Below are 25,161 nucleotides of genomic sequence, written 5' to 3'. Positions count from 1 at the left end.
CCGGCTTCCCGGCCGCGTCGCCCCAATCGCGTCGCCCCAGTCGCGTTGGAACCGCCTCTGCAACTGGATACGGCAGAGGCGGTCGCAGTTACCGGCACCGTTGGCGCGGTCACGGTCAGACGAACAGGTCGTCTCTTATCTGGTCCGCATCGATTTGTTCGTCCAGAACCGCGAAGTCTGAAATGACACCGTCGAATTGGTTGCCGGTCCAGCCGATTTCACCGGTCGGGCTGCTCCAGCCGTTTGCGCCGATCATCAGATATTCCTCGTTCCCGAGCCAGTTGGATTCGAAATCATCATCCCGAGCAACGGCAACTCCGTCGACATAAAGGATCGCGCCGTCGTCGCCGAACGTGAAGGCGAAGTCGTGTTCCTTGCCGACTTCGAAGACATCTTCCGCCTTGAGCCAGAGCGAACTGGTTTCATCCTGAAAGCGCACTTTGATGTCGCCGTCCTCGGTCACAAAGGCCGTGAGATGGCCGCCGGTGACGTAACCGCTCGCATCTTTGGAGAACAGCGCGTCCCAGCCGCTGATTGTATCGGCCTTGAACGAAAACGCGATCGTGCCCTCCGCGATTTCCAAATCCTGTGAATGTTCGACGGCAATCTGGCCATCGCGTGTGCCATCGAATTTCATGTCGCCCGCGATTGCAAAGACGGGTGTCATGCCTTCTGGGAGGGGGAGGTCGTCCTGAGTGGGGATGTCACTGGGCGGTGCGATCTCGCCGCGGTCTGTTCCCATCTCGATGGGTTTGATGGCCTCGTCGATATCTGCGATGGACCTGACGATGCCGTAGGCCGGTTTTGCTGTTGTGGAGATATCGGAGAGGGTGATCAGGTCGCCATAGACGGTGATGGTTCCCAGGTCGTCATTTGCGTGTGCGCCGCCGCCCGATCCCTGGTCGGAATAAAGGGCGATGACGGAGTGATCGACGATACCGTCATTGTTGGTGTCGCCATAGGTGATGGATCTGATCTTTGTGGTGTGGCCCTCGATCAGGATGCTGTCGCCTTCCGCGCGGCTGAAGTCGGTGATGATGTCGTCGCCGATGACGTCGACCCAGTGATTGTGGATGTCGTCGTTCTCGCCGGCGACGCCATGCCACCTGATGGTGCCGTCATCCTGTGTGTGTTCCTCGATGAAGCGGGCCTTGGCGTTGATGAGTGTCTGGAAGTAGAAGGTGTCTGCTCCCAGTCCGCCGGTCATGACGTCGTCGGCGGGGATCGGCTGGTCGGGATAGAGCTTTCCGTCGGTGAGTTCATTGTCCGGATCGCCCTCGTCGCGGTCCGGATCGTAGGCAACGGGTCCCTCGCGTCCGTCGGACTGGGAGATGAGCAGGTCGTTGCCCGCGCCGCCGTTGAGAATGTCCTCGCCGTGGCCGCCGTCGATGACGTCGTTGCCGTCGCCTCCGTTGAGAATGTCGTTGCCGTAAGAGCCCTGGAGGATGTCGTTGCCATCGTTGCCGTTGACGGTGTCGTCGCCGAGCCCGGCATTGATGGCATCGGCCCCGTCGGTTCCCTCGATGGTCTCGCCCTGGTCGGTTCCCTCCTGATAGGCGGCGTTGGCGGTCATCTCGCCCATGTGGTTGAAGCCGTAGGCCATGGCGAGCGCCTTGGCCTCGTCCGAGCCGTGATGGAGCTGCTGGAAGGCAGGCATCAGGTCGTCCTGGGCAAGGGCGGCCAGGGCATCGGCCTCAAATGCCGGGTCGACCTCGCCTGCCAGCGCTGCCATGGCCTCGCCCCCGACCTGTTCGTCGAAGACCATGACGTCTGAGATGGTGCCCTTGAACTGCTGGCTGGCGGTCTTGCTGTCGCTGGAGCGCCAGGCACCGGAGGCGCCGACCAGGAAGGAGCGCTCGTTCATGTCCATGCCCTGCTTCATCTCCGGCTCTGCCGCAAAGAGCTGTCCGTTGACATAGACATTGAGGCCGTCCTCGCCAAAGGAGACGGCGAAGTGATAGTCGGTGCCTTTTTCGATGGTCAGGTCCGGGACCTTGAGATACTCGGTGCTGTCGTCGCTCTGCTGGCGGACGATGATGCGCCCGTCCTTGAGCCAGACGGTCAGGTGCCCGCCATCGTCATAGCCGCTGCCGTCCTTGGAAAAGAGGGCCTGGCTGCCCCACACATGATCGGCATTGAAGGTCAGCGCGATGGTGCCCGCCTCAAGCGACAGCGCTGCCGCGTTGCCCGCATCAAGGTAGTCGCCCCTGTCCCCGGAAAACTCCGTCGCCCCCGCAATTGCAAAGACGGGTGTCATGCCTTCTGGGAGGGGGAGGTCGTCCTGAGTGGGGATGTCACTGGGCGGTGCGATCTCGCCGCGGTCTGTTCCCATCTCGATGGGTTTGATGGCCTCGTCGATATCTGCGATGGACCTGACGATGCCGTAGGCCGGTTTTGCTGTTGTGGAGATATCGGAGAGGGTGATCAGGTCGCCATAGACGGTGATGGTTCCCAGGTCGTCATTTGCGTGTGCGCCGCCGCCCGATCCCTGGTCGGAATAAAGGGCGATGACGGAGTGATCGACGATACCGTCATTGTTGGTGTCGCCATAGGTGATGGATCTGATCTTTGTGGTGTGGCCCTCGATCAGGATGCTGTCGCCTTCCGCGCGGCTGAAGTCGGTGATGATGTCGTCGCCGATGACGTCGACCCAGTGATTGTGGATGTCGTCGTTCTCGCCGGCGACGCCATGCCACCTGATGGTGCCGTCATCCTGTGTGTGTTCCTCGATGAAGCGGGCCTTGGCGTTGATGAGTGTCTGGAAGTAGAAGGTGTCTGCTCCCAGTCCGCCGGTCATGACGTCGTCGGCGGGGATCGGCTGGTCGGGATAGAGCTTTCCGTCGGTGAGTTCATTGTCCGGATCGCCCTCGTCGCGGTCCGGATCGTAGGCAACGGGTCCCTCGCGTCCGTCGGACTGGGAGATGAGCAGGTCGTTGCCCGCGCCGCCGTTGAGAATGTCCTCGCCGTGGCCGCCGTCGATGACGTCGTTGCCGTCGCCTCCGTTGAGAATGTCGTTGCCGTAAGAGCCCTGGAGGATGTCGTTGCCATCGTTGCCGTTGACGGTGTCGTCGCCGAGCCCGGCATTGATGGCATCGGCCCCGTCGGTTCCCTCGATGGTCTCGCCCTGGTCGGTTCCCTCCTGATAGGCGGCGTTGGCGGTCATCTCGCCCATGTGGTTGAAGCCGTAGGCCATGGCGAGCGCCTTGGCCTCGTCCGAGCCGTGATGGAGCTGCTGGAAGGCAGGCATCAGGTCGTCCTGGGCAAGGGCGGCCAGGGCATCGGCCTCAAATGCCGGGTCGACCTCGCCTGCCAGCGCTGCCATGGCCTCGCCCCCGACCTGTTCGTCGAAGACCATGACGTCTGAGATGGTGCCCTTGAACTGCTGGCTGGCGGTCTTGCTGTCGCTGGAGCGCCAGGCACCGGAGGCGCCGACCAGGAAGGAGCGCTCGTTCATGTCCATGCCCTGCTTCATCTCCGGCTCTGCCGCAAAGAGCTGTCCGTTGACATAGACATTGAGGCCGTCCTCGCCAAAGGAGACGGCGAAGTGATAGTCGGTGCCTTTTTCGATGGTCAGGTCCGGAACCTTGAGATACTCGGTGCTGTCGTCGCTCTGCTGGCGGACGATGATGCGCCCGTCCTTGAGCCAGACGGTCAGGTGCCCGCCATCGTCATAGCCGCTGCCGTCCTTGGAAAAGAGGGCTTGGCTGCCCCACACATGATCGGCATTGAAGGTCAGCGCGATGGTGCCCGCCTCAAGCGACAGCGCTGCCGCGTTGCCCGCATCAAGGTAGTCGCCCCTGTCCCCGGAAAACTCCGTCGCCCCCGCGATTGCAAAGACGGGTGTCATGCCTTCTGGGAGGGGGAGGTCGTCCTGAGTGGGGATGTCACTGGGCGGTGCGATCTCGCCGCGGTCTGTTCCCATCTCGATGGGTTTGATGGCCTCGTCGATATCTGCGATGGACCTGACGATGCCGTAGGCCGGTTTTGCTGTTGTGGAGATATCGGAGAGGGTGATCAGGTCGCCATAGACGGTGATGGTTCCCAGGTCGTCATTTGCGTGTGCGCCGCCGCCCGATCCCTGGTCGGAATAAAGGGCGATGACGGAGTGATCGACGATACCGTCATTGTTGGTGTCGCCATAGGTGATGGATCTGATCTTTGTGGTGTGGCCCTCGATCAGGATGCTGTCGCCTTCCGCGCGGCTGAAGTCGGTGATGATGTCGTCGCCGATGACGTCGACCCAGTGATTGTGGATGTCGTCGTTCTCGCCGGCGACGCCATGCCACCTGATGGTGCCGTCATCCTGTGTGTGTTCCTCGATGAAGCGGGCCTTGGCGTTGATGAGTGTCTGGAAGTAGAAGGTGTCTGCTCCCAGTCCGCCGGTCATGACGTCGTCGGCGGGGATCGGCTGGTCGGGATAGAGCTTTCCGTCGGTGAGTTCATTGTCCGGATCGCCCTCGTCGCGGTCCGGATCGTAGGCAACGGGTCCCTCGCGTCCGTCGGACTGGGAGATGAGCAGGTCGTTGCCCGCGCCGCCGTTGAGAATGTCCTCGCCGTGGCCGCCGTCGATGACGTCGTTGCCGTCGCCTCCGTTGAGAATGTCGTTGCCGTAAGAGCCCTGGAGGATGTCGTTGCCATCGTTGCCGTTGACGGTGTCGTCGCCGAGCCCGGCATTGATGGCATCGGCCCCGTCGGTTCCCTCGATGGTCTCGCCCTGGTCGGTTCCCTCCTGATAGGCGGCGTTGGCGGTCATCTCGCCCATGTGGTTGAAGCCGTAGGCCATGGCGAGCGCCTTGGCCTCGTCCGAGCCGTGATGGAGCTGCTGGAAGGCAGGCATCAGGTCGTCCTGGGCAAGGGCGGCCAGGGCATCGGCCTCAAATGCCGGGTCGACCTCGCCTGCCAGCGCTGCCATGGCCTCGCCCCCGACCTGTTCGTCGAAGACCATGACGTCTGAGATGGTGCCCTTGAACTGCTGGCTGGCGGTCTTGCTGTCGCTGGAGCGCCAGGCACCGGAGGCGCCGACCAGGAAGGAGCGCTCGTTCATGTCCATGCCCTGCTTCATCTCCGGCTCTGCCGCAAAGAGCTGTCCGTTGACATAGACATTGAGGCCGTCCTCGCCAAAGGAGACGGCGAAGTGATAGTCGGTGCCTTTTTCGATGGTCAGGTCCGGGACCTTGAGATACTCGGTGCTGTCGTCGCTCTGCTGGCGGACGATGATGCGCCCGTCCTTGAGCCAGACGGTCAGGTGCCCGCCATCGTCATAGCCGCTGCCGTCCTTGGAAAAGAGGGCCTGGCTGCCCCACACATGATCGGCATTGAAGGTCAGCGCGATGGTGCCCGCCTCAAGCGACAGCGCTGCCGCGTTGCCCGCATCAAGGTAGTCGCCCCTGTCCCCGGAAAACTCCGTCGCCCCCGCAATGGCAAAGACTGTGGCCGGAACGGTGGTCGATCTTATCGTTGGCATGCTTGGCTCCCCTAAGCGGGCAAATAAGGCCCATTCCGCCGAAGTACGCTTCGGCATTTTTAGCGATTGTGTCCAAGCGATTTGGTGGGTGATTTGTTCTTGTGCGCTTAATGTATTCGCGACAATTTGACAAAAAATCAGGTCAAATAAGGCAAAAAAGATGCAATAATTTGAAAAAAATCTGTCTCAAGTAACGCAAGTAAAAATGACGATTCGCCAAAAATCATGAAGACCTTGGAATTAATGTGAAAAATGACGAGGAGTGGTCATCCTCGTTGCTGTCGGATGGGCGATTATTACTTAATTTTGGCTTAAACTTCAGGCCGCCCGAACAGGATGTTCAGTAAGTCTTTTTTCAGGCTCTTTTCTATTAAATTTATCAATTGAATTTTAGCTTGGTTGCATGCGGGTTGCATTTTGCCATGCGTTACAGAGGGTACATTTCAGGCGTGCGGCGAAACACCAAATACAACCGGGAAACGAGCCGCATCGCGCATTACCAACAAAATGAAGCGTGTGGTTCATGCTGTCTGACATGCGACGGCCTGCAAAACGAACCGTATCCGATTCTGTTTCGCAGGCCGCGGATTCATTGCCCATGCTGCATCAATGGCGGGTGCTTCAGCTTTCCAGTTTCACCCAGGCGGCATTCCTCGCAGAAGATCGGACGCAGGCGTCGACGAACTGGACACCGGCGAGACCGTCGCTGATGCCCGGCACAAGCGAGTCCATCTTCTTGCCTGCCTGCTGCGCCCGGATCACATCGGCCGCATCATTGTAGAGATTGGCAAAGCCCTCCAGATAGCCTTCCGGATGGCCCGGAGGAATACGGGTTGCCGGGGCGACACTGTCCAGCATGCCGGCACCTGCGCGCGTGATGATGCGTTTGGGTTCTCCGAAGGGCGTGACATGGAGGTAGTTCGGGTTCTCCTGATGCCACTCGAGACCGCCTTTGTCTCCATAGACGCGGATCTTGAGATTGTTTTCGTTTCCCGGTGCGACCTGGGAACACCAGAGCATGCCGCGCGCACCACTCGCATAGCGCAGCATGACGTGGCCGTTATCGTCGACCTGGCGTCCGGACACGAAGGATTGAAGGTCCGCGGCGAGGCTTTCGGCGGCCTGGCCGGTGATGAAACAGGCGAGATTATAGGCATGTGTGCCGATATCGCCTGTCGATCCGCCCGCACCGGAACGGGCCGGGTCGGTGCGCCAGTCCGCCTGCTTGTTGCTCTGTTCTATGGTCAGCCAGTCCTGCGGATATTCAACCTGAACCACCCGGATAGTGCCCAGATCGCCGCTTTGAACCATCTCGCGCGCCTGCCGTACCATCGGGTAGCCTGTGTAATTGTGCGTCAGGAAGAAGAGAGCATCGGAACTCTCGGCCGCTTTGACCAGTTTCTTGGCATCTGCCAGCGTTGACGTCAGAGGTTTGTCGCAGATCACGTGGATGCCGCGCTTCAGAAATGCCTTTGCCGCCGGATAGTGGACGTGGTTGGGCGTGACGATGGCGACGGCTTCGATGCCATCCTTCAGGCGCGCCTCGCGCTTGGCCATTTCCTCAAAGTCCGCGTAGATCCGGTCCTGTTTCAGGCCGAGCGCATGGCCCGATTCCACGGCCTTTTCCGGCGTCGAAGAGAGCGCGCCTGCAACCAGTTCGTAGCGTCCATCGATCCTGGACGCGATGCGGTGAACCGCACCGATAAAGGCATCCTTGCCGCCACCGACCATGCCGAGACGGATTGGTCTCGACTGCGGATTGTCTTTTCCTTCTATGGACATTCTGCTCCTCCAGTTTGCCCTTCGTGTGCGCGGGCAAGTGTTCTGTAATCGATTACATTTCTACATAAGAACCTCTTCCGGAGCAATTGCTCGAGAGGCTGTGTAAAAGCGCGGCCTGTCGGGAGAGGCCGCTGCGTTTCTTGTTTCCGGTCTTTAGAGGCGTCAAGCCTGCACCCTGTTGCCCTGGGGGGCATGGCCTAGCCTATGCCCAGCATCTGCCTGTTCGCCGCATCATCGGTACCGCCATCCGCGAAATCGTCAAAGGCTTTTTCAGTCACCCTGATAATGTGATCCCTGACGAAAGCCGCTCCCTCGCGCGCGCCATCCTCCGGATGTTTCAGGCAGCATTCCCACTCGACCACGGCCCAGCCATCGAAGTCGTTCGCAGCCATCTTCGAGAAAACCGCGCCGAAATCGACCTGTCCGTCTCCGAGAGAACGGAACCGGCCGGCACGGTCAACCCAGGACGCGTACCCGCCGTAGACACCCTGGCGGCCTGTCGGATTGAACTCGGCATCCTTGACGTGGAACATGCCGATCCTCTCCTCGTAGATATCCAGATTGTCGAGATAGTCCAGGCACTGAAGAACATAGTGGGACGGATCGTAGAGCATCTTGCAGCGCGGGTGCGCATCCACGCGGTCAAGGAACATCTCGAAAGTTATCCCGTCGTGCAGATCTTCCCCCGGATGGATCTCGTAGCAGACGTCCACACCCATTTCGTCTGCAAAGTCGAGGATCGGCCGCCAGCGTTTGGCCAGTTCGTCAAACGCCGTTTCAATGAGGCCCGCCGGCCGTTGCGGCCAGGGATAAAGATAAGGCCAGGCGAGGGCTCCGGAGAAGGTTGCATGCGCGCCGATGCCGAGGTTTCGGCTTGCGGCCAGCGCCAGTTTGACCTGGTCCACGGCCCAGGCTTGCCGGGCGAACGGATTGCCCCGGACTTCGGGAGCGGCAAAACCATCAAACGCCGCGTCATAGGCCGGATGAACGGCTACCAGCTGGCCCTGGAGGTGGGTCGACAGTTCGGTGATCTCGACGCCGTTCTCTCTTGCTGTGCCTGCAAGCTCTTCGCAATAGGACTTGGAACTGGCGGCTTTGGAGAGATCGATCAGGCGTGTGTCCCAACTCGGTATCTGAACACCGGCATAGCCGCAGTCGGCGGCCCATTTCGTGATGCTGTCCCAGGAATCGAAAGGGGCTTCTTCACCGGCGAACTGAGCAAGGAACAGGGCAGGGCCCTTGATGGTTTTCATGATGGTCTCCCCACGGCGGCAGGCTGATTGAAAAAGGGCCGGGATCCCATCGCAGAAGACCCCGGCCAGGTTGGTGACGGTGCTTAGAACGGAGAGTCCGGGAAGTAGTAGCTCTCGGCGTTGTCGCGGGTGATCAGGGTCGCGCCTAGAATGTAGCGGCCCGCGACGGGTCCGTTCGACTTCACTGCATTCACTGTTGCGTCCATGGCGGTGGCGATCATGGCAGGCGGGTAAAGCACGTTGACCGGGATCAGTTCATCGCCGTCCATGATGCCCTTGATGATCTCCTTCATGCCGGCGCCGCCGACAACGAACATGCCGTTGCCGTCCCGGCCGGCCTGCTTGAGAGCGGCCACGACACCGATCGCGATGTCATCGTCCTGCGCCCACACGGCATCGATGTCGGGAAAGCGCGAGAGGAAATCCTGCATGACCTCGAAGCCGTCGTCACGGTTCCAGTTGGCATGCTTGTGATCCAGCACGTTGATTCCCGAACCTTCGATTTCGGCCATGAACGCGTCGAAGCGTTCATTGTCGATGACAGTCGGAATGCCGCGCAGTACGACGATGTTGTCCCCGTCCTTGAGGCGGCCCTTCATGTACTGCGCCGATACGCGGCCGAGTTCCGGATTGTTGCCGGCAACATAAAGATCTTCGATGCCGGGCTGGCTGAGGCCTCTGTCGACAACGGTGATCCAGGCTCCCGATTTCTTCACGTTGAGAACGGGATCGGTCAGAGGCTCCGACTCGAACGGCAGAACCACAAGGGCGTCGATCTGGTGAACGGACACGAGATCCTCAAGGGCGCTCGCCTGTGCGCCTGGATCGGGCGAGTTGACCAGGATCAGATCCACATCCGGGTGGAGCGCCTCAAGGCGTTTTTCGGCCTGTTCCGCGTGCCAGTTCATGCCGGCTGCCCAGGCGTGGGTCGGTGTCGGATAGCTGACGCCGATCTTGATCTTGTCTTCGGCGGTTGCCGGGCCGGCAAAGGCCAGCATGCTTGTAACCGCCATCATTCCAAGTGTTGTTTTCCAGAGCATTGTTTCCTCCTCAATTGCTTCCGTTCGAACGCACCTCTCCCGTCCGGTGCGAACCGGTTCCTTGCAGGGGACGGGCCCCAATGGGTAGAAATCAGACCGTCAGGATTTGGGTTTCTTGCCGAATTTCCAGTCACTTCGCTGCAGGAGCACCGCGACAATAATGATCAAGCCCTGCATCGTTCCGTTGAGATAGTTCGAGATCATGTCGGTGAAGTTCAAAATGTTGCCGATCGTCGTCAGGATGAGAGCACCCAGGATCGTGCCCCCGATCCGGCCGTAGCCGCCTTTCAGAACGGTCCCGCCAATGATCACGGCCGCAATTGCCTCCAGTTCCCACAGAACGCCGGTGGATGCGGAGGCCGATCCGAGCCGGGGGACGTAGATGATCGTGGCGAAGGAGACGCACAGGCCCTGGATGATGTAGGTCAGCGTCTTCACGCGATCGACATTGATGGCCGAGTATTTCGCGACGGCTTCGTTGGATCCGATAGCGGTGCAGTAGCGTCCGAACGCGGTCCGGTTCAGCAGCAGCCAGCCGCAGATGGCGACGCCTATGAACACCCAGACAGGGAAGGGCAGCCCCAGGAAACTGTCGTAATAGACCGGGCGGTAGGTTCCGCGGATGTCAAAATCGAGCGACAAGGTCCCGCCATCGGCGAAATAGGTCACCAGCGAACGGTAGATGCCCATTGTGCCGAGCGTGACGATAAAGGCCTCGATCTTGCCCTTTGTTGTCAGCGCGCCGTTGATCCAGCCGGCGCCGATCCCGAGCAGGATCGCAAGCCCGCATCCGAGCAGGACCGTCGGAACGCCTGTTCCCAGCGTCTCTACCGCGTTGTTCATGACGATGATCATGACGCCCGAAATGGCCGCCGCCATCGATCCGACGGACAGGTCGATGCCGCCCGCGGTAATGACGAAGGTCGCGCCGACCGCGATGATGCCGATGAAGGCGGAACGGGTCAGCAGATTGGTGAGGTTGCCTTCGCTCGCAAAGGCCGGATTGAGCAGGTATCCGATCACGCAAAGCAGCAACAGGGCGAGGGCGGGGCCAAGTGTCTTGAAATCGACGGCGATCTTCTTGGTGGCTTTTGCCTCTCCGTCTTCAGATGCGGTCATCATGGTCAATGGAGTTCCTCCCGTTTCAGCCCGGCGGCGTAGCGCATGATTTCGTTTTCATTGATGTGGTCGCCGGTCAGAACACCGGTAATCTGGCCCTCGCGCATCACGGCCACCCGGTGGCAGATGCCGATGATTTCCGGCATTTCCGATGAGATCACGACGACGGAGAAACCTTCGGCGGCGAGCGCGGCGATGAAGTGGTAGATCTGCTGCTTGGTACCGACATCAATGCCCCGTGTCGGCTCGTCGATGATGACGATCTTCGGATCGCATTCCATGATCTTGGCGAGCAGCAGCTTCTGCTGGTTACCGCCCGAGAGCTTGCCCACGGTCACATTGGGATCGCGGGCGCGCACATCAAAGCGGCGAATGGCGCGTTCAAGCGCCTTTTCCTCAGCCCTCTGGTTCACTGCAAGATTTTTCACGAATTTCGGCAAGGCGAACAGTGTCAGGTTCGGCTGCATTTGCTTGTCTAGAAGCAGCCCTTTTTCCTTCCTGTCCTTGGTCAGGTAGGCGAGACCGGAGTCGCGCGCCTGTGCAACGGTCATGGCACCGACCTTGTGTCCGAAAAGGCTAACGGTGCCGTTCTCGACCGGTGCGAGCCCGCAAATGGCTTCAAAGACGGCTGTGCGCCCGGAACCGATCAGGCCGGAAAACCCCAGAATTTCACCCTTGCGCAAGCCGAAGCTGACATCATGGACACCGGGGGCCCTGAGGTTCTCGACTTCAAGGACGAGATCAGCGTCGACATCAGCCTCGTGCATGGGAGGATAAAGATCGGACAGTTCCCGCCCCACCATCATCTGGGCCATCGTGTCCGGGGTCAGATCGCTGGATGGGCGCGTGTCGATCCACTGACCGTCCCTCAGGATCGTGATCCGGTCGGCAATCGCCTTCACCTCGTTGAGCTTGTGTGAAACGAAGACGATGCCGACACCGCCGGCTTTCAGCTTTTCCACTTGCCGGAAGAACACGTCGGTTTCTTCCTCGGTCAGCACAGCGGTCGGCTCATCCATGATCAGGATACGTGCATTCCGGCTGACCGCCTTCACGATTTCGACCATCTGCTTCTGGGCAATCGTCAGGTCTGAAATCCGGTCTGCGGGCGAGATGTCGAGACCGATCTCGTCGAGATACTTTTGCACGGTCCGGCGCATGCCGGCCCGGTCCAGAAAACCGCGTGAACGGGTTTCCCGTCCGAGGAACACGTTTTCCTCAACGGTCATCTGCTCGGCGAGGTTGAGTTCCTGGTGAATGAGAACGATGCCGAGTTGTTCTGCGCCTCCATTCGGCGGCAATTCGGTCGTCTTGCCGTCGAGGCGGATCTGACCGGATGTCGGATCGTGGAAACCGGAAAGGATCTTCATCAGTGTGGATTTTCCGGCGCCGTTCTCGCCGATCAGCGCGTGCACCTCACCGGCGCGAACATCCATGCTCACGCTGAACAGAACCGGCACAGGTCCGAATGATTTGCTGATATTGACAGCTTCAATCACCGCCGCCGAAGCGGACGCCGCGATCTCCATCCGCAGTTCCTCCCATGCGCCTTTGGTCTTGTTTCACAGTGACGCGATGATTTTCATGTAAACGTTTTCATGAGCGATGTAAACCTTTACATTTCTGTTTGTAAACCTTTTCATGAATCAATTCTGGCTATATACAGCAATGAGTATGTTGAATTTCATGCACTTAACGACGCGCAAGGCACAGCGCAACAGGGATCGTTAAATGAGCGAACCGGTGGACCGTCCGGCGACAATCGAAGATGTTGCAAAGCTGGCGGGCGTCTCCATCGCCACGGTGAGTCGGGCGCTCCGGTCACCGGAGAAGGTCGCCGAGAGCACGCGCAAGAAAGTCACGGCTGCCATTGCGCGCACCGGCTATACCGCTAACGCCATGGCGCAGAACCTGCGCATGCAGCGGTCCAAGATGGTCCTGGTGCTTGCGTCCTCGATCGCCGATCCGAACTTCGCAGGTATCCTGACCGGGCTGGAAAAGGCGGCCAATGACCGGGGCTACGGCGTCCTGATCGGCAATACGGAGGGAACGACGGGCCTGGAGCAGAACTACCTGCGCTTTCTGTCGACGGGCATGGCCGACGGGCTTTTGCTCCTGACCGGGCACATCCCCGTTGCCGGCGAACCGAAAACGCCTTTGACCAACCTGCCGCCGATTGTCGCCACGGAACGGCCGGTCAATACGTCCGAAATCAGCTATGTCGGCGTGGACGATGTCGCCGCTTCCAAGATGGCAACGGAGTACCTGATCTCGCTCGGCCATCGAAGAATCACCTTTATCTCCGGCGGACGCGCCGATATCCGCAGTGACCTCAGGCACGAGGGCTATTGCCAGGGATTGCAGGAATCGCCCGAAGCTTTGCGCGACTGGCGCGTCGACGGCGACGGCACCAGCGAGAGCGGCCGAGCAGCTGTTGAAAGGCTGTTCATCAAGGATGACCTGCCGACCGCGTTCTACTGCTTCAACGACAACACGGCCATCGGTGTGATCTCGGCCCTGCAGCTGCGCGGTTACCGGGTGCCGGAAGATTTCTCCGTGCTCGGGTTCGATGACATTCCCTTTGCCAGCAATTTTTCCCCGGCGCTGACGACCATTCGACAGCCGCGGCAGCGGATCGGTGAAAAGGCCATGAACATTCTTCTCGACCGGCTGGCAAACCGGTCGCTGGAGACGCAGTCGCATCTTCTGCACGGGGACCTGATCGTCCGTGAAAGCTGCGCGGGTGTTGTCCGAAAGCGTGTTTGAGCGTGCGATCAGGCGCTGACACTGCTTTGTGCGCGGGATGAATCCTGAATTGTTGCAAGTATCTGCTCCGTCACCGCGCGTGTGCCCATGTCGCCGCCAAACTCCATCGGTCTAAGGGCCTTTTGCGCAAAGCCCGTGTCCACGGCCGCGTTTATCAGGTCTGCCGCGTCAGCAAGGCCGGGTTCATCGAGCTTCTCCGATAAGTAGTCGAGCATCAGCGCGCCGCTGAGAATGGCAGCCAGCGGATTGGCCTTGTCCTGGCCCATGATGTCGGGTGCGCTGCCGTGGGCCGGCTGGAAGAGGCCAACCTGATCGCCGATCTCCGCACAGGCGGCCATGCCCATGCCGCCGACCAGTCCGCCGGCAAGGTCCGACAGGATGTCGCCGAACATGTTTTCGGTGACCAGCACATCGAACTCCCAGGGCTTGCGCACAAGATCGAGCGCCTGGGCGTCCACATAATTGTAACCCACTTCAATGTCCGGATATTTCTCCCTGACCTCGTCAAAAAGCTGCCTGAAGAAGGCGAGGGAGGTGAACACATTGGCCTTGTCGACGCAGGTCAGTTTGCCTGAACTTCCGCGCTCGCGCCGCTTGCGGGCAAGATTAAAGGCGAATTCGTGCAGCTTGGTTGTTGTCTTGCGGGTGATCCTGAGAATGTCCTGAACCTCGTCGTCGTTGACGACAAGACTGCGATTGTGGGTCGCCGCGGAATAAAACAGCCCCTCCGTCGACTCCCTCAAGATGACGAGATCGATTTCGGCAGCGCGCGGATCCGCCAGCCTTTGAGGCGCGTTGGGATAGGCCTTGACCGGTCTGACGCCCGCATAAAGACCGAAGGCATCGCGCAGTCTCAGATGCGGCGATATCTCCGTTCCGTCCGCGTGCCGGATCGAAGGCAGGCCGATCGCGCCCAGAAAGATCGCGTCCGCCGCTTCGGCCCGTTTTTCGCCGTCCGTTTCGATATCGCGGCCCGTGTCCCTGAAGTAACCGGCACCTGCATGAATTTCGTCATAAGACGGGTTGGCGTGTCCTGTTTTGTGAAGCGCGGACTCGACCACGGCCATGGTTGCTTCGGAAACATCCACTCCGATGCCGTCGCCTTTGATCAGGGCAATTCTCATTCTTTAAGTCCTCAAGTCCACTCAACGTCAAACCGGGTTACAACCTGATTGATCTGGTCCCCATTCAGGGCGGTAGCATTTGCGCCGCGTAACAGCAACGCGAGTTTAGCACTGGCTTCAAGCTCTTCCATTGCATTTACGGCCGCTTCCAGTGTCTTGCCGGCGACCACCGGCCCGTGATTGGCAAGCAGCACGGCCGAGCGCTTTCCGGCCAGTCCGCGCACTGCGTCGCCCATTGCAGGGTCTCCTGGTACGAAAAACGGAAGCAGGCGGACCTTTCCAAGAAGCATTATTCCGTACGCGGTCAGGGGAGGGAGCACATTGTCCGGGTCGATTTCCGGGAGGAGAGAAAGAGCGACCGAGTGGCAGGAATGCAAATGCACGACCGCGCCTGTCTGGTGCCGCGTTTCGTAGAACGCCGCATGAAGCGGAATTTCCTTGGTCGGCTTGTCTCCGGAAAGGAACTCGCCCTTCTCCGAGAGATGGCTGATACGGGCGGGATCAAGAAACCCCATCGAAGAACCGGTTGGTGTCACCAGAAGGCTGCCATCGGAAAGTCTTGCCGATATGTTGCCTGTCGAGCCGTGGGTCAGACCCCGGTCGAACATCGATTTCGCGTATGACGAGATCTGTTCGCGTGTTCTTGCGATTTCGCTCATGAACGCCCCCCAAGAACCGAAAGCGCTTCGCCGAAGAAATCCGGCCCTCCGAAATTGCCGGATTTGAGCGCGAGCACAAGCTCGTTTTCGGCAACCTTGAGCGCGGGCACGCCCGCCGCGATGCGCGGGCCGATTTCCAGCGTTTCCGCAGACACTCCGGAGACGACGGCACCGGAGGTTTCTCCTCCCGCGACGACAATCCGCGTCACACCGGACTGCGACAGAGCAGCAGCAAGACTTGCAAACAGCCGTTCAACCGCTTCAGAACTTTCCTCTTTGCCGTATTTTTGCTGCGCAGCAGCGACGGTTTCCGGCTCCGCGGATGAATAGAGCAGAGGCGCCTGTTCCTGCTGCAGGGTCCATTCGACAAGCTCCTGAAGGGACAGTCTGTTTTCCATGATGTCGGAGGCGGCAAGCTCCCGGCTTGGGGCCTTGGCCCTGAAGGTTTCGACCTGTTCGCGTGTGGCGATCGAGCAGGAACCGGAAAGCACGACAGCCTTGCCGTCATGTCCCTGCCACCCGGTCGCACCAGGCTCCGCTCCGAAGTTTTCGGGCAGGCCGAGTGCGATGCCCGACCCGCCGACAACCAGCTTCCTTTCTTTCGCGGCGCGTCCGATCGCGAAGAGGTCGTCATTCGTGATCGCGTCGGCAATGACCATCGATCTTCCCGCCAAGACGTCGAGTGCAGTGTTTGGATTTGTTCGAAGGCCGGTCACCGACAGGTGCGAAACGGGCCAGTCCGTCTGCCTGGACAGAACCCGGCGCAGATCGGGATCACGCATCGGCGTGAGCGGATGGTTCTGCATCCCGCTTTCATTGAGCAGCTTGTCCTTGACGAACAGATGCCCCTGGTAGACCGTCCGCCCGTTCTCCGGAAAGGCCGGGCAGACCAGAACGCGGGTCTCACCGAGACGCTCGGCCAGCGCGGCAGCGACCGGGCCGATATTGCCTTCGTCGGTCGAATCGAAGGTCGAGCAGACCTTGAATACCACCTGTGAACAGCCCTGAGCGATAAGCCAGTCACACGCGGCAAGCGAAGCCTCCACCGCCTCGGCAGCCTTGATGGTTCTCGATTTCAGGCCGACGACGCCGGCCTCTATGTCACGATCGGGCGTGCGCTTCGGAATGCCGACAAACTGGGCCGTCCGCATGCCGCCATCTGACAGCGTCAAAGCAATATCGGACGCGCCGGTAAAATCGTCTGCGATGACACCAAGCTTCATGACTTGATCCATTTTTGCGGACCGACGTCGAGACGGATGACATGATCCGGCCCATGCGCGGGGAAGAGGTCGCGCACCAGCGGGTCATGCCCCGGCACGACGAGCTTGTCGGAACTTGCCAGCTTTCGAATGGTCTGGAAGCCCTGCAGCATGTCGTGCAGGTCGACCACGATCGGGAACGGTTTCTCTTCCAGAAAGTTCTCGTAATAGTGCGACGTATCCGACGCCAGGCACATCCAGCCGGACTGCGTCAGAACGCGCACCGCCTGCAATCCCTTGCTGTGGCCGCCCGTATGATGAACGGTAACGCCTTCCCGAACCTCTCCTTCGCCTTCATGAAAGACAACACGGCCCGAATAGAGCCGCTGGACCGCCTCGCAGATATGGTCCGCGGTGAAGGGTGCCTTGAGGGTGCCATGGCACATGCAGGGGCCGGTCGCGTAGGCCATTTCGGCCGCCTGCAGATGGATGGTGGCGTTGGGAAAGTGTTTCAGCCCGCCGGCATGGTCATAGTGAAGATGAGTTACAATGATGGTGGTGACCGCTTCCGGGTCGATCCCGAGCGGAGCGAGTGCCTCGACCGGATTCAGCCTGACAGGACGTCCGCGCCGGTCTCCTTCGTCCTGATCGTAGCCGGTGTCCACGAGCAAAATCTCGTCATCCCGCCTGAGCACCCAGATGAAATAGTCCATGTCGTGCTGCAGGTGATGGTCGTCATCAAAGAGAAAACTGTCCTTCCGCGTCCGTTCGTTCCGGTCAGCGTATTTGACGGCAAAAACTTCCCACGGTGTCATGAACTCACCTTCGAATATGTCGCGACTGACTTTTCCGCGATCATGGCTGAAACTTGCGCATCGAAGCTGAGAAAATGTGGCGTCTTCAAATGTAACTGAAAGGCCTCGGCGTCGTCGTAGATCTCGTAGAGAAATACCTCGCCGGGTTTGCCCGGATCTGAACAGACATCGAATCGATGGCATCCCGCTTCTTCATTCAGCGAGGCCCTGGCATTTTCAATCATCAGGGGCATGAACGTTTCGAACATCCCGTCCCTGATCTGAAATCGAACTGTAACTGCGAACACCTATCTTTCCTCCCTATCGGAACAAGTAGACCATACCCATCGATACGAAGGGAAGGTAGGTGACAGCGAGAAGGGCAGCGATCGCCGCGAGATAAAGGTGTGCCATGTTGCGGGCGATCGACAGGACGCCGACACCCGAGATCCGCGAGGCGACGTAGAGCGTTGCACCGACGGGCGGCGTGAACAGGCCGACGGCCACATTGCAGGTCATGATGACACCGAGATGAACCGGATCGACACCGAAGGCCTTGGCAGTCGGCAGAAACAGCGGCGCGGTCAGGAGAATGGCGGGCACCGGGTCGAGCACAAGCCCGAGCACGAGCAGGACGATATTGACCAGGAGCAGGAACATCCAGGGACCGCTGGAAAAGTCCTGAACGAAACCCACCAGGATCTGCGGCATCTGCTCCAGCGTGATCAGCCAGCCAAGAACGGTGGTTGCGCCTATCACGACCATGACGACGGAACTGGTCACGAAGGAGTCGACGAGGAGCCGTGGCAGGTCTTTCAGCTTGAAGTCCCGGTAGACGACTGTGGTGACGAAAAGACCATAGACAACGGCAAGGGCTGCGGCCTCGGTCGGCGTGACCCAGCCTGTGAAGATGCCTCCCAGGATAAGGACCGGCATGAAAAGGGCCGGAGCCGTGCCGATAAACGAGCTTGTCAGCTCCTGCAGGGTGGTTGTGCGTCCGCCCGGATCGCATTTGCTGGTCTTGCCGACATAGTAGCAGACCGCCATGAACATGGCGCCGAACAGGATGCCGGGGACCATGCCGGCCAGAAACAGGTCCGCGACCGAGACATTGCCGACAAAACCGTAGATCAACATCGGGATCGAAGGTGGGATAATGATACCGATGGTGCCGGCTGCCGCGACAAGCCCGGCCGCGAATGCGGTGTTGTAGCCTTCCCGGGACATGTTCTTGATCATGACCGAACCGATCGCGGCGCTATCGGCGATGGCCGATCCGGATATCCCGCCGAAAATCATGGACGCGCCGACGACGACCATCCCGAGCCCTCCGGCCATGAAACCGAAGGCGGCCCGGGCAAATCCGATGATGCGCAGTCCGACACCGCCGCGGCTCATCATTTCGCCGGCGACGATAAAGAGCGGGATGGCGAGGAAGTGGTTCGGTTCGACCCCGCCGATGAAATTCAGGAACAGCGCCTGCAGCGGATATCCGAGGTCGAAAACGATGATCGGCAGGACGGCCGTGATCAGGATCGCCCAGACCAGGGGAATTCCGAGAAAGACCGTTGTCAGGAAAACAGCAACGACAAAAAGCAGGATCATAGCAGCGCCTCGCCACCGTCAGAATGGGTCGCATGGGGTACGACGGGATTGCGGATGTCGAACACCATGTTGAAGAGATGGAAAATCAAGGTGAGCGTCATGCCGACGGGCATGGAGGCGTACAAAAGACCGACCGGCCAATAAAGGACCGTCGTCTTCTGCGCCCAGGTATGAACCGAGATGTTGTATCCGTTGTAGATCAGGCTCATGAGCAGGATGGCGATGATGACGTCGATGGCGATCGAAAGCACGCGCTGGCCGGTATGGGGCATCAGTCGCTCAACGATCTCCGTCACGCGCATGTGCGCCCCCCGGGCAACGGCTGCGGCACAGCCGATAAACGTGCTCCAGAGCAGGAGGAAGCTGGTGACTTCCAGCGACCAGGCCAGGTCGAAACCTGCAAAACCGCGCAGCGAGGCGTTGCAGAACACCAGGGTGACGATCGAAAAACCTCCAATCATGAGGCACACGTCGACCAGATGGCTGAGCCAGCGCAGCACAGCCGGATAATGATCTCGGTAATCCAAGGGACTTCTCTTTTTTTGAAAAGTGCCGGAACCAATCTGGTTCCGGCCAGTCAATCCTTAAGGTCAAATCTCCGCGGGACTCTGTGGCCTCGTTGAGAAGAGTTGACCGTCTGCCCGATCAGTTCTGCGCCGGAAGCGCTTCCCTGATGGCCGCAGCGTCGGAAAGGATGTTTTCGACGGCTTCCGCGCCATAGACGTCTTTCGCCTTTGCATAGACCGGCTGCACGGCATCGCGGAACGGACCGATCTCCGGAACGCTGACCTTGGCGCCTTCCTCGGTCATTTGCGTCAGCTGGCTGTCGACCGAGCTTTTGACGAGGTCACGGCTGAATGTTGCGGATTCCGCTGCGGCTTTCAGAACGGCTTCCTTGTCTTCATCGGAGAAGGACTGCCATGTCTTTTCCGCGATGGTCAGCGGCAGCGGGCTATAGACGTGCCGTGTCAGCGTGATGTTCGGTGCGACCTCGTAGAACCTCAGGGAGTTGATCGTATCAACGGGGTTTTCCTGGCCGTTGACGATGCCCTGCTGGATCGAGAGATAAACGTCGGTGATCGGCATGACGACCGTCTGGAAACCGATCGCTTCCATGGACCAGCGGATCATGTCATTCGGAAAGACGCGCATTTTCATCGATTCCGCATCGGTCGGAGAGGCGAGCGGCTCGTTGGTGGTGAAGCTGCGAAAGCCGGCTTCCCAGGTCGACAGAACACGGAACCCCTTTTCCGGCAGCTTTTCGAACTCGCCCTGCAGCCAGGCTGAGTTGTCGTAAAGCTCCCAGCCCTGCTCGTAGGTGTCGACCAGGAACGGCATGGCGGTGAGGTTCAGGGACGGCAGGTGCGTTGCATAGCTGCCGGTTGCGGACACCGTGAAGTCGATGCCGCCAAGCTGCAGCAGTTCGATTGCCTTCGGGTCGTTGGCGAGCTGTCCGGACGGGAAAATCTGCACTTCGTAGCGTCCGTCGGTGTATTCGGCGACCTTCTCGGCAAACAGTTCCGCAGCCGCCTGGCGCGATCCGCCGGGGTTGTCGGTGTGGCTGAATCGCAGCGTTTCAACAGCAAGGGCGCTGCCTGCACCGGCGACGACGAGCGCCGCGCTCAAAAACAGGCGGCTCAGGGATTTCTTATCAAGCATTTGGTCTCCTCCCACGATCGGATTTCAGATTGTATCAATTTGCACATTTGTTTGCGTATACGCAATTCAATCCCTTGTCAACTCGACCCGGCTCCCGTATCACGAAAGGCAATCCGCCGACGCCTCAGGTGCAGGCAGCGGCTCTAAAGACCTGCTAAAAGGACTTGTCTGAAGGGGGAGGAAACCGATGGTCGAAGGCACGGACACCTTGCGCGTCGCCTGTATGGGAGCCGGCTATTTTGCCCGGTTTCACTATGAAGCCTGGCGAAAACTGCAAAGGGTGAGGCTTGTCGGTGCATGTGATCAGGACCCGGAAAAGGCAAAAGCGACGGGCCTCTCCGCGTTCGACGATCTGGATACCATGCTCAAGATGGCCAGCCCTGATCTGCTGGACATCATCACGCCACCGCCAACGCACCTGCCGGCGATCGAGGCGGCGATTGATAAGGGTGTTCGGGCGATCATCTGCCAGAAACCCTTTTGCACGTCGCTCTTGGAAGCGCGCGAAGCGGCAGATCTGGCGCAAAAGGCGGGCGTTGTTCTGGTCGTCCACGAAAACTTCCGCTTCCAGCCGTGGTATCGTGCGATCAAGCAGGCGCTGAACGAAGACCTGATCGGTGACCTGCTGCAGCTCACCTTCCGGCTGCGCACGGGCGACGGACAGGGACCGGAGGCCTATCTCGACCGGCAGCCATACTTTCAGACCATGCCGAAACTTCTGATCCACGAGACCGGTGTGCACTGGGTCGACACATTCCGCTATCTTCTGGGAGAGCCCGAGGCCGTCTATGCAGACCTCAGAAAACTCAATCCGGTGATCGCCGGCGAAGATGCCGGCTACTTCGTCTTCGACTACGCCAATGGAGTGCGCGCGCTCTTCGATGGCAACCGGCTTCTGGATCATGCGGCTGAAAACTGCCGGACGACCCTGGGCGAAGCCCTCGTCGAGGGCACGCGCGGTACGCTGACGCTTGCCGGAGACGGGTCAGTCCATCTTCGCCATTTCGGCTCCATCGAGGACAGCGTCCTGCTTCCCGCACGGGACTGGGATGGCTTTGGCGGTGATTGTGTCAAAAATCTCATCAGCCATGTCGTCGACGGAGTGCTCGACGGCAAACCATTGGAAAATGAGGCAAGTGACTATCTGAAGGTAATTGAGATAGAACAGGCGATCTATGAGTCTGACCGGCTGGGTCAGAAGATCCGGGAGTTTGCCAGTGCTTGACGCACCGAAGCCGAAGACGATCACGACACAGGCGATGGAGCAGATCCGTCAGTTGATCTTCGACGGTGAACTTGCGGCCGGATCCGATCACCTGGAAAGCGAGCTTGCCGACCGTCTCGGCATGTCGCGTACGCCCGTTCGGGAGGCGACCCTGATGCTGGCCCAGCAGGGGCTCCTGGAAGTCCGCCCGAGAAAGGGCGTCCGGATTGCAACCCTGTCCCTCAAGGACATGGAAGAAATTTATGCGGTTCTGACCGAGCTGGAGAGCCTCGCCGCGGAAGAGGCGGCTGAAAAGAACTACTCCGAAAGCGCGCTCGCAACGTTGAAGCAGTCCATCGAGGCGATGGAAACCGCGCTTGAGCAACAGGACCGGGAATCCTGGGCCATAGCGGACAACGCCTTTCACGAGGAACTTGTCCGGCTTGGCGGCAACTCCCGTGTGGAGACCATCGTCGCTATGATGGCAAACCAGGTACGGCGCGCGCGCGCCATGACGCTGTTCATCCGCCCGTTGCCCGTCAAGTCGAACGAAGACCACCGCGCCGTCTATGACGCGATCCGGCAGGGCAACCCGGCACTGGCACGCGAACGCCACCGCAACCACCGCCGCGATGCGCGCGAGGTGCTGATAGAGTTGCTCAAGAAACACAAGTTGTTTCAGCTCTAGGTGATGGACATGGTCGCGCGCGATTTACGGCAGCGTCTGACCGGTGATCTGCAAGGAGTTCTGTTCCTGTAAAGCAGTGAGTCAGATAAAGTGTCGAAGCGTCAAATACTTATTCATTGATTTTAAACAGAAAAATAGCTTCGATTTTGCTACACGTGAAATCGGATTTTGTTCCAAAAATTTAATGTAATAATTTTTGAAGTAATACTTTTTTGCGCCTTATTCTCACGCAAACGTGATCGATGATTGTTGAAAAGCCGAAAAAAAGGGCAGTAATCATGACCGTATCACCTGCACGCCAGACCGGCATTCTCTGGATCATGCTAACGATCGGAGCATCCGGAACGAGCCTTGCCGAAGTGCCTGAAAAACTCGATCAGGCGGTCCTGAACGAGAAGGTCAAGGAGGACCCCGGGCAAGCCTTTCTTGATGCCTTCGACGCGGGCGACGAACTGACGGAGGCGTCCTTCACGGTGGAGCGGGGGGTTGGTGCGAAGGTTTCGCAGGACGGCCGTCGTTTCACGCGTATGCCACGGGCGGATCTCGAAGCCTTTGGCGAGTGGACCAACCATTTGCCCAAGAGGGAGGCAGGGCCGGTCGCCCAGTCGTGCATTTCCTGCCACTCGGCGCCCTACGCCAACGGGGCCGGTCCCAATCCGCTCAATGCCATAGTCGATCCGTTGCATTCGGGTGACCCCGCCAAGTATCTCCATCGCAATACACCGCACCTTTTTGCGCTCGGAGCCGTTCAGCGCATTGCCGAAGAAATGACGGCTGAGCTGAAAGCCACCGAGGCGAAACTTGAAGAGGAAGCCTGCAAGCTCTACGACCGCGTGTCGGTGCAGCTTGCCGCCAAGAGCGTTGAATTCGGCACTCTTGCGGCGAAACCGATGCTCGATCGTGAGACCGGAACATGTGTCGCGGATTATGACCGCAGCGGTATCGAGGGGATCGATGAAGACCTCGTTGTCAGAATGTTCGGCTGGAAGGGGTCACACGCAACCCTGCGCGCCTTTACGCGCCATGCGGCTCACAACGAACTCGGCATGCAGGCAGAAGAGCTTGTGGGCAGTCACGATGGTGACCACGACGGTGTGACGGGCGAGTTGTCTGTTGGTGACCTAACGGCACTGACTGTCTATATGGCCGCGCTGGAACGCCCGGTCTCCAAGCTCGAACTTCATCGCCACGGGGTTCTGCAGCTCGAGCCGGACGAAAAGGCGCGGATCGAGCTGGGTGAAAAGAAACTCGCCGAGGCAAAATGCACGGGTTGCCATGTGCCCGTGATGAAAGTCTCTACCCCTATCTTCAGCGAGCCGAGCTTGCAGGACGGCTTTCGGGAAGAGGTGTTTCCGTCCGGACAGAAAACCGCGGATGCAGGCCTTTCTGCCGATACGGCGATCTGGTTCGATCTGACAAGCGACACGCCGAACAACCACGTCGAACTTCCCGGCGGCAAGATCGTCAATCTGGGAGCGTTCCCGAAGGCGGAAGACGGGTCCGCGCTGGTTGCCTGGTATTCAGACTTCAAGCGTCACGACATGGGCGAAAGGCTCACCGACCCGGTCGACGTTCACGGCTTTGGAGCCACGGTCTGGCCGACGGCATCGCTCGCAGGTGTCGGTTCGACCGGTCCCTGGCTGCACGACGGAAATGCAACGACGCTGGAAGACGCCATCCTGGCCCATGGCGGCGAGGCCGAGGAAAGCCGTATGGCCTACGAAGCCCTGCCGGAAAACGACCGTGCAGCACTCATTGCTTTCCTGGAAAACCTGATCCTGATCGATCTCGACCCGGAAGAAGAAGAGGAAGAACATTCCTCGCGGAAAGCCCCGCCGAGCATTGTCCGCAAGGCCGCGCTGGAAGTGAATGTGATCCCGCCGGTCAAGCCGGTCGCGCACCTGCGCTGACTTGGATTTGGCGGCCAGGCCTGCGTGTCCGGCCGCCCTTCGCGTTCGCTTCGCTCATACAGATTTCTGGGTTCCAGATCAGCGTCCGGCATCGCCTCACGTGTCTGGAATGACGATTGGAGAATGTCACATCTCCACCCATACGGCGTGCGAAAAACACCCTCATCCTGAGGAAGGCCGGAGGCCTGTCTCGAAGGATGGGCCGCACGCGCTCCGATCTCGCCGCCCATCCTTCGAGACAGCGCTTCGCGCTTCCTCAGGACGAAGAAACGGCATCGGTAAGCTCTGCGGTCAATGCATTCCGCACTATCCGCCCTGCCAGGTCCTGATCGCCTCGATCGGATAAAGCAGCATAATCACATTGAGGGTCAGGTTGTCCCGGATGACCCAGAGGGCGAGCAACTCGAAGACGACGGCAACGAGGATCGTGACCCAGACCGGCACGCGCCAGGCGAAGAAGAAACCGGCCAGCATCCAGATGATGTCGAAGACGGAGTTGAGCACGCTGTCGCCGGTATAGCCGACGGCAATGGTCGCTTCCCGATACCGGTCGATGATCCAGGGACTGTTTTCGGCAACCTCCCAGGCCGCTTCGAGAAAAATCGCCCCGAGCGCGCGCTCGCTCACCGTGTTGCGGCGGAACAGCAGCCAGAGCACCCAGTAGAAAATGAAGCCATGGATGATGTGGGAGAAGGTGTACCAATCCGCGATATGCTGGGACGAGCCCGCAAGATCGTCAGCGGGCGTCCAGAAAAGGACATAACCGCAGTCGCAGATCGGAATGCGGCCCATGGCCAGCAGGATGACGGCCGTCGCGGCGATCATCAGGAGGCCGATGATCAGGCATTTCTTGTGGCTCAAACGTTTCTCCCGTGATCGCTGGAGCATGAAG

General features: G+C 59.6%; 19 protein-coding genes. 4 read left to right on the top strand and 15 right to left on the bottom strand.

The genetic code is table 11. The features are described from left to right. Positions 1–115: 115 nt before the first annotated feature. From RDA78_RS27355 to RDA78_RS27330, 6 genes are all read right to left on the bottom strand, one after another. Positions 116–5,464 (bottom strand): LamG-like jellyroll fold domain-containing protein, encoded by a 5,349-nt coding sequence (locus RDA78_RS27355; protein WP_434052903.1) that lies wholly within the window; start codon positions 5,462–5,464, stop codon positions 116–118. 621 nt (positions 5,465–6,085) lie between these two features. Next, the gene (locus RDA78_RS27350; protein ID WP_434052902.1) at positions 6,086–7,246 is read right to left on the bottom strand and encodes a Gfo/Idh/MocA family protein; all 1,161 of its coding nucleotides are present in this window, start codon (positions 7,244–7,246) and stop codon (positions 6,086–6,088) included. Between the two features lie 197 nt (positions 7,247–7,443). Beyond that, positions 7,444–8,499, bottom strand: coding sequence for a sugar phosphate isomerase/epimerase family protein (locus RDA78_RS27345; protein WP_434052901.1), 1,056 nt, complete (start codon positions 8,497–8,499; stop codon positions 7,444–7,446). Positions 8,500–8,582: 83 nt separating this feature from the next. Next, positions 8,583–9,539, bottom strand: a complete 957-nt coding sequence (locus tag RDA78_RS27340) for a substrate-binding domain-containing protein (protein ID WP_434052900.1) — start codon at positions 9,537–9,539, stop codon at positions 8,583–8,585. A 99-nt stretch (positions 9,540–9,638) separates the two neighbouring features. Further along, the gene (locus RDA78_RS27335) at positions 9,639–10,661 is read right to left on the bottom strand and encodes an ABC transporter permease (RefSeq protein ID WP_434056222.1); all 1,023 of its coding nucleotides are present in this window, start codon (positions 10,659–10,661) and stop codon (positions 9,639–9,641) included. Positions 10,662–10,663: 2 nt separating this feature from the next. Beyond that, a complete protein-coding gene (locus RDA78_RS27330) occupies positions 10,664–12,187 on the bottom strand; it encodes a sugar ABC transporter ATP-binding protein (RefSeq protein ID WP_434052899.1) in 1,524 nt (507 codons plus the stop codon). Positions 12,188–12,389: 202 nt separating this feature from the next. Between RDA78_RS27330 and RDA78_RS27325 the strand changes: the two genes are divergently transcribed. Continuing rightward, a complete protein-coding gene (locus tag RDA78_RS27325; RefSeq protein WP_434052898.1) occupies positions 12,390–13,424 on the top strand; it encodes a LacI family DNA-binding transcriptional regulator in 1,035 nt (344 codons plus the stop codon). An 8-nt stretch (positions 13,425–13,432) separates the two neighbouring features. Here the strand turns inward: RDA78_RS27325 and RDA78_RS27320 are convergent, their stop codons facing one another. The 8 genes from RDA78_RS27320 to RDA78_RS27285 all read right to left on the bottom strand — a co-directional run bounded on the left by RDA78_RS27320 (position 13,433) and on the right by RDA78_RS27285 (position 20,467). Beyond that, positions 13,433–14,548: an isocitrate/isopropylmalate dehydrogenase family protein gene (locus RDA78_RS27320; protein WP_434052897.1), complete on the bottom strand. Its 1,116-nt coding sequence runs from the start codon at positions 14,546–14,548 to the stop codon at positions 13,433–13,435. An 11-nt stretch (positions 14,549–14,559) separates the two neighbouring features. After that, entirely contained in the window at positions 14,560–15,207 is a 648-nt protein-coding gene (gene otnC / locus RDA78_RS27315) for a 3-oxo-tetronate 4-phosphate decarboxylase (protein ID WP_434052896.1), read from the bottom strand. Continuing rightward, the gene (gene otnK / locus RDA78_RS27310) at positions 15,204–16,430 is read right to left on the bottom strand and encodes a 3-oxo-tetronate kinase (RefSeq protein ID WP_434052895.1); all 1,227 of its coding nucleotides are present in this window, start codon (positions 16,428–16,430) and stop codon (positions 15,204–15,206) included. The genes otnC and otnK overlap by 4 nt, the downstream gene beginning before the upstream one ends. Beyond that, a complete protein-coding gene (locus tag RDA78_RS27305; RefSeq protein ID WP_434052894.1) occupies positions 16,427–17,224 on the bottom strand; it encodes an N-acyl homoserine lactonase family protein in 798 nt (265 codons plus the stop codon). Before RDA78_RS27305 ends, otnK begins: the two co-directional genes overlap by 4 nt. Next, a complete protein-coding gene (locus RDA78_RS27300) occupies positions 17,221–17,511 on the bottom strand; it encodes a putative quinol monooxygenase (protein ID WP_434052893.1) in 291 nt (96 codons plus the stop codon). Before RDA78_RS27300 ends, RDA78_RS27305 begins: the two co-directional genes overlap by 4 nt. A gap of 13 nt (positions 17,512–17,524) precedes the next feature. Further along, positions 17,525–18,808 carry a TRAP transporter large permease gene (locus tag RDA78_RS27295; RefSeq protein WP_319386462.1) on the bottom strand — a complete coding sequence of 428 codons (1,284 nt, stop codon included), beginning with the start codon at positions 18,806–18,808 and terminating at the stop codon, positions 17,525–17,527. Beyond that, on the bottom strand, positions 18,805–19,335 hold the full coding sequence (locus RDA78_RS27290; protein ID WP_434052892.1) for a TRAP transporter small permease: 531 nt from the start codon (positions 19,333–19,335) through the stop codon (positions 18,805–18,807). The genes RDA78_RS27295 and RDA78_RS27290 overlap by 4 nt, the downstream gene beginning before the upstream one ends. A gap of 118 nt (positions 19,336–19,453) precedes the next feature. Further along, the gene (locus tag RDA78_RS27285) at positions 19,454–20,467 is read right to left on the bottom strand and encodes a TRAP transporter substrate-binding protein (protein WP_434052891.1); all 1,014 of its coding nucleotides are present in this window, start codon (positions 20,465–20,467) and stop codon (positions 19,454–19,456) included. Between the two features lie 187 nt (positions 20,468–20,654). Here RDA78_RS27285 and RDA78_RS27280 point away from each other — a divergent pair, with 187 nt between their 5' ends. The 3 genes from RDA78_RS27280 to RDA78_RS27270 all read left to right on the top strand — a co-directional run bounded on the left by RDA78_RS27280 (position 20,655) and on the right by RDA78_RS27270 (position 24,269). Beyond that, positions 20,655–21,692 carry a Gfo/Idh/MocA family protein gene (locus RDA78_RS27280; protein ID WP_434052890.1) on the top strand — a complete coding sequence of 346 codons (1,038 nt, stop codon included), beginning with the start codon at positions 20,655–20,657 and terminating at the stop codon, positions 21,690–21,692. Then, the gene (locus RDA78_RS27275) at positions 21,685–22,359 is read left to right on the top strand and encodes a GntR family transcriptional regulator (RefSeq protein ID WP_434052889.1); all 675 of its coding nucleotides are present in this window, start codon (positions 21,685–21,687) and stop codon (positions 22,357–22,359) included. The genes RDA78_RS27280 and RDA78_RS27275 overlap by 8 nt, the downstream gene beginning before the upstream one ends. Positions 22,360–22,637: 278 nt before the next feature. Further along, the gene (locus RDA78_RS27270) at positions 22,638–24,269 is read left to right on the top strand and encodes a di-heme oxidoredictase family protein (protein ID WP_434052888.1); all 1,632 of its coding nucleotides are present in this window, start codon (positions 22,638–22,640) and stop codon (positions 24,267–24,269) included. 306 nt (positions 24,270–24,575) lie between these two features. On the opposite strand, the gene RDA78_RS27265 is transcribed toward RDA78_RS27270, so the two are convergent. Continuing rightward, positions 24,576–25,157: a DUF2585 domain-containing protein gene (locus RDA78_RS27265; protein ID WP_434052887.1), complete on the bottom strand. Its 582-nt coding sequence runs from the start codon at positions 25,155–25,157 to the stop codon at positions 24,576–24,578. Positions 25,158–25,161: the final 4 nt, after the last annotated feature.

It is taken from the genome of Roseibium sp. (assembly GCF_051016195.1).
Taxonomy (GTDB): domain Bacteria; phylum Pseudomonadota; class Alphaproteobacteria; order Rhizobiales; family Stappiaceae; genus Roseibium.
Note: the sequence above shows the minus strand (reverse complement) of the source record. Positions and strands in the feature narration are given on the sequence as shown.

What these genes read in the sequence shown, in the direction of transcription:
- RDA78_RS27355 (WP_434052903.1), bottom strand. Translation starts at nt 5,464, where the DNA reads ATGCCAACGATAAGATCGACCACCGTTCCGGCCACAGTCTTTGCCATT.
- RDA78_RS27350 (WP_434052902.1), bottom strand. Translation starts at nt 7,246, where the DNA reads ATGTCCATAGAAGGAAAAGACAATCCGCAGTCGAGACCAATCCGTCTC.
- RDA78_RS27345 (WP_434052901.1), bottom strand. Translation starts at nt 8,499, where the DNA reads ATGAAAACCATCAAGGGCCCTGCCCTGTTCCTTGCTCAGTTCGCCGGT.
- RDA78_RS27340 (WP_434052900.1), bottom strand. Translation starts at nt 9,539, where the DNA reads ATGCTCTGGAAAACAACACTTGGAATGATGGCGGTTACAAGCATGCTG.
- RDA78_RS27335 (WP_434056222.1), bottom strand. Translation starts at nt 10,661, where the DNA reads ATGATGACCGCATCTGAAGACGGAGAGGCAAAAGCCACCAAGAAGATC.
- RDA78_RS27330 (WP_434052899.1), bottom strand. Translation starts at nt 12,187, where the DNA reads ATGGAGATCGCGGCGTCCGCTTCGGCGGCGGTGATTGAAGCTGTCAAT.
- RDA78_RS27325 (WP_434052898.1), top strand. Translation starts at nt 12,390, where the DNA reads ATGAGCGAACCGGTGGACCGTCCGGCGACAATCGAAGATGTTGCAAAG.
- RDA78_RS27320 (WP_434052897.1), bottom strand. Translation starts at nt 14,548, where the DNA reads ATGAGAATTGCCCTGATCAAAGGCGACGGCATCGGAGTGGATGTTTCC.
- otnC (WP_434052896.1), bottom strand. Translation starts at nt 15,207, where the DNA reads ATGAGCGAAATCGCAAGAACACGCGAACAGATCTCGTCATACGCGAAA.
- otnK (WP_434052895.1), bottom strand. Translation starts at nt 16,430, where the DNA reads ATGAAGCTTGGTGTCATCGCAGACGATTTTACCGGCGCGTCCGATATT.
- RDA78_RS27305 (WP_434052894.1), bottom strand. Translation starts at nt 17,224, where the DNA reads ATGACACCGTGGGAAGTTTTTGCCGTCAAATACGCTGACCGGAACGAA.
- RDA78_RS27295 (WP_319386462.1), bottom strand. Translation starts at nt 18,808, where the DNA reads ATGATCCTGCTTTTTGTCGTTGCTGTTTTCCTGACAACGGTCTTTCTC.
- RDA78_RS27285 (WP_434052891.1), bottom strand. Translation starts at nt 20,467, where the DNA reads ATGCTTGATAAGAAATCCCTGAGCCGCCTGTTTTTGAGCGCGGCGCTC.
- RDA78_RS27280 (WP_434052890.1), top strand. Translation starts at nt 20,655, where the DNA reads ATGGTCGAAGGCACGGACACCTTGCGCGTCGCCTGTATGGGAGCCGGC.
- RDA78_RS27270 (WP_434052888.1), top strand. Translation starts at nt 22,638, where the DNA reads ATGACCGTATCACCTGCACGCCAGACCGGCATTCTCTGGATCATGCTA.
- RDA78_RS27265 (WP_434052887.1), bottom strand. Translation starts at nt 25,157, where the DNA reads ATGCTCCAGCGATCACGGGAGAAACGTTTGAGCCACAAGAAATGCCTG.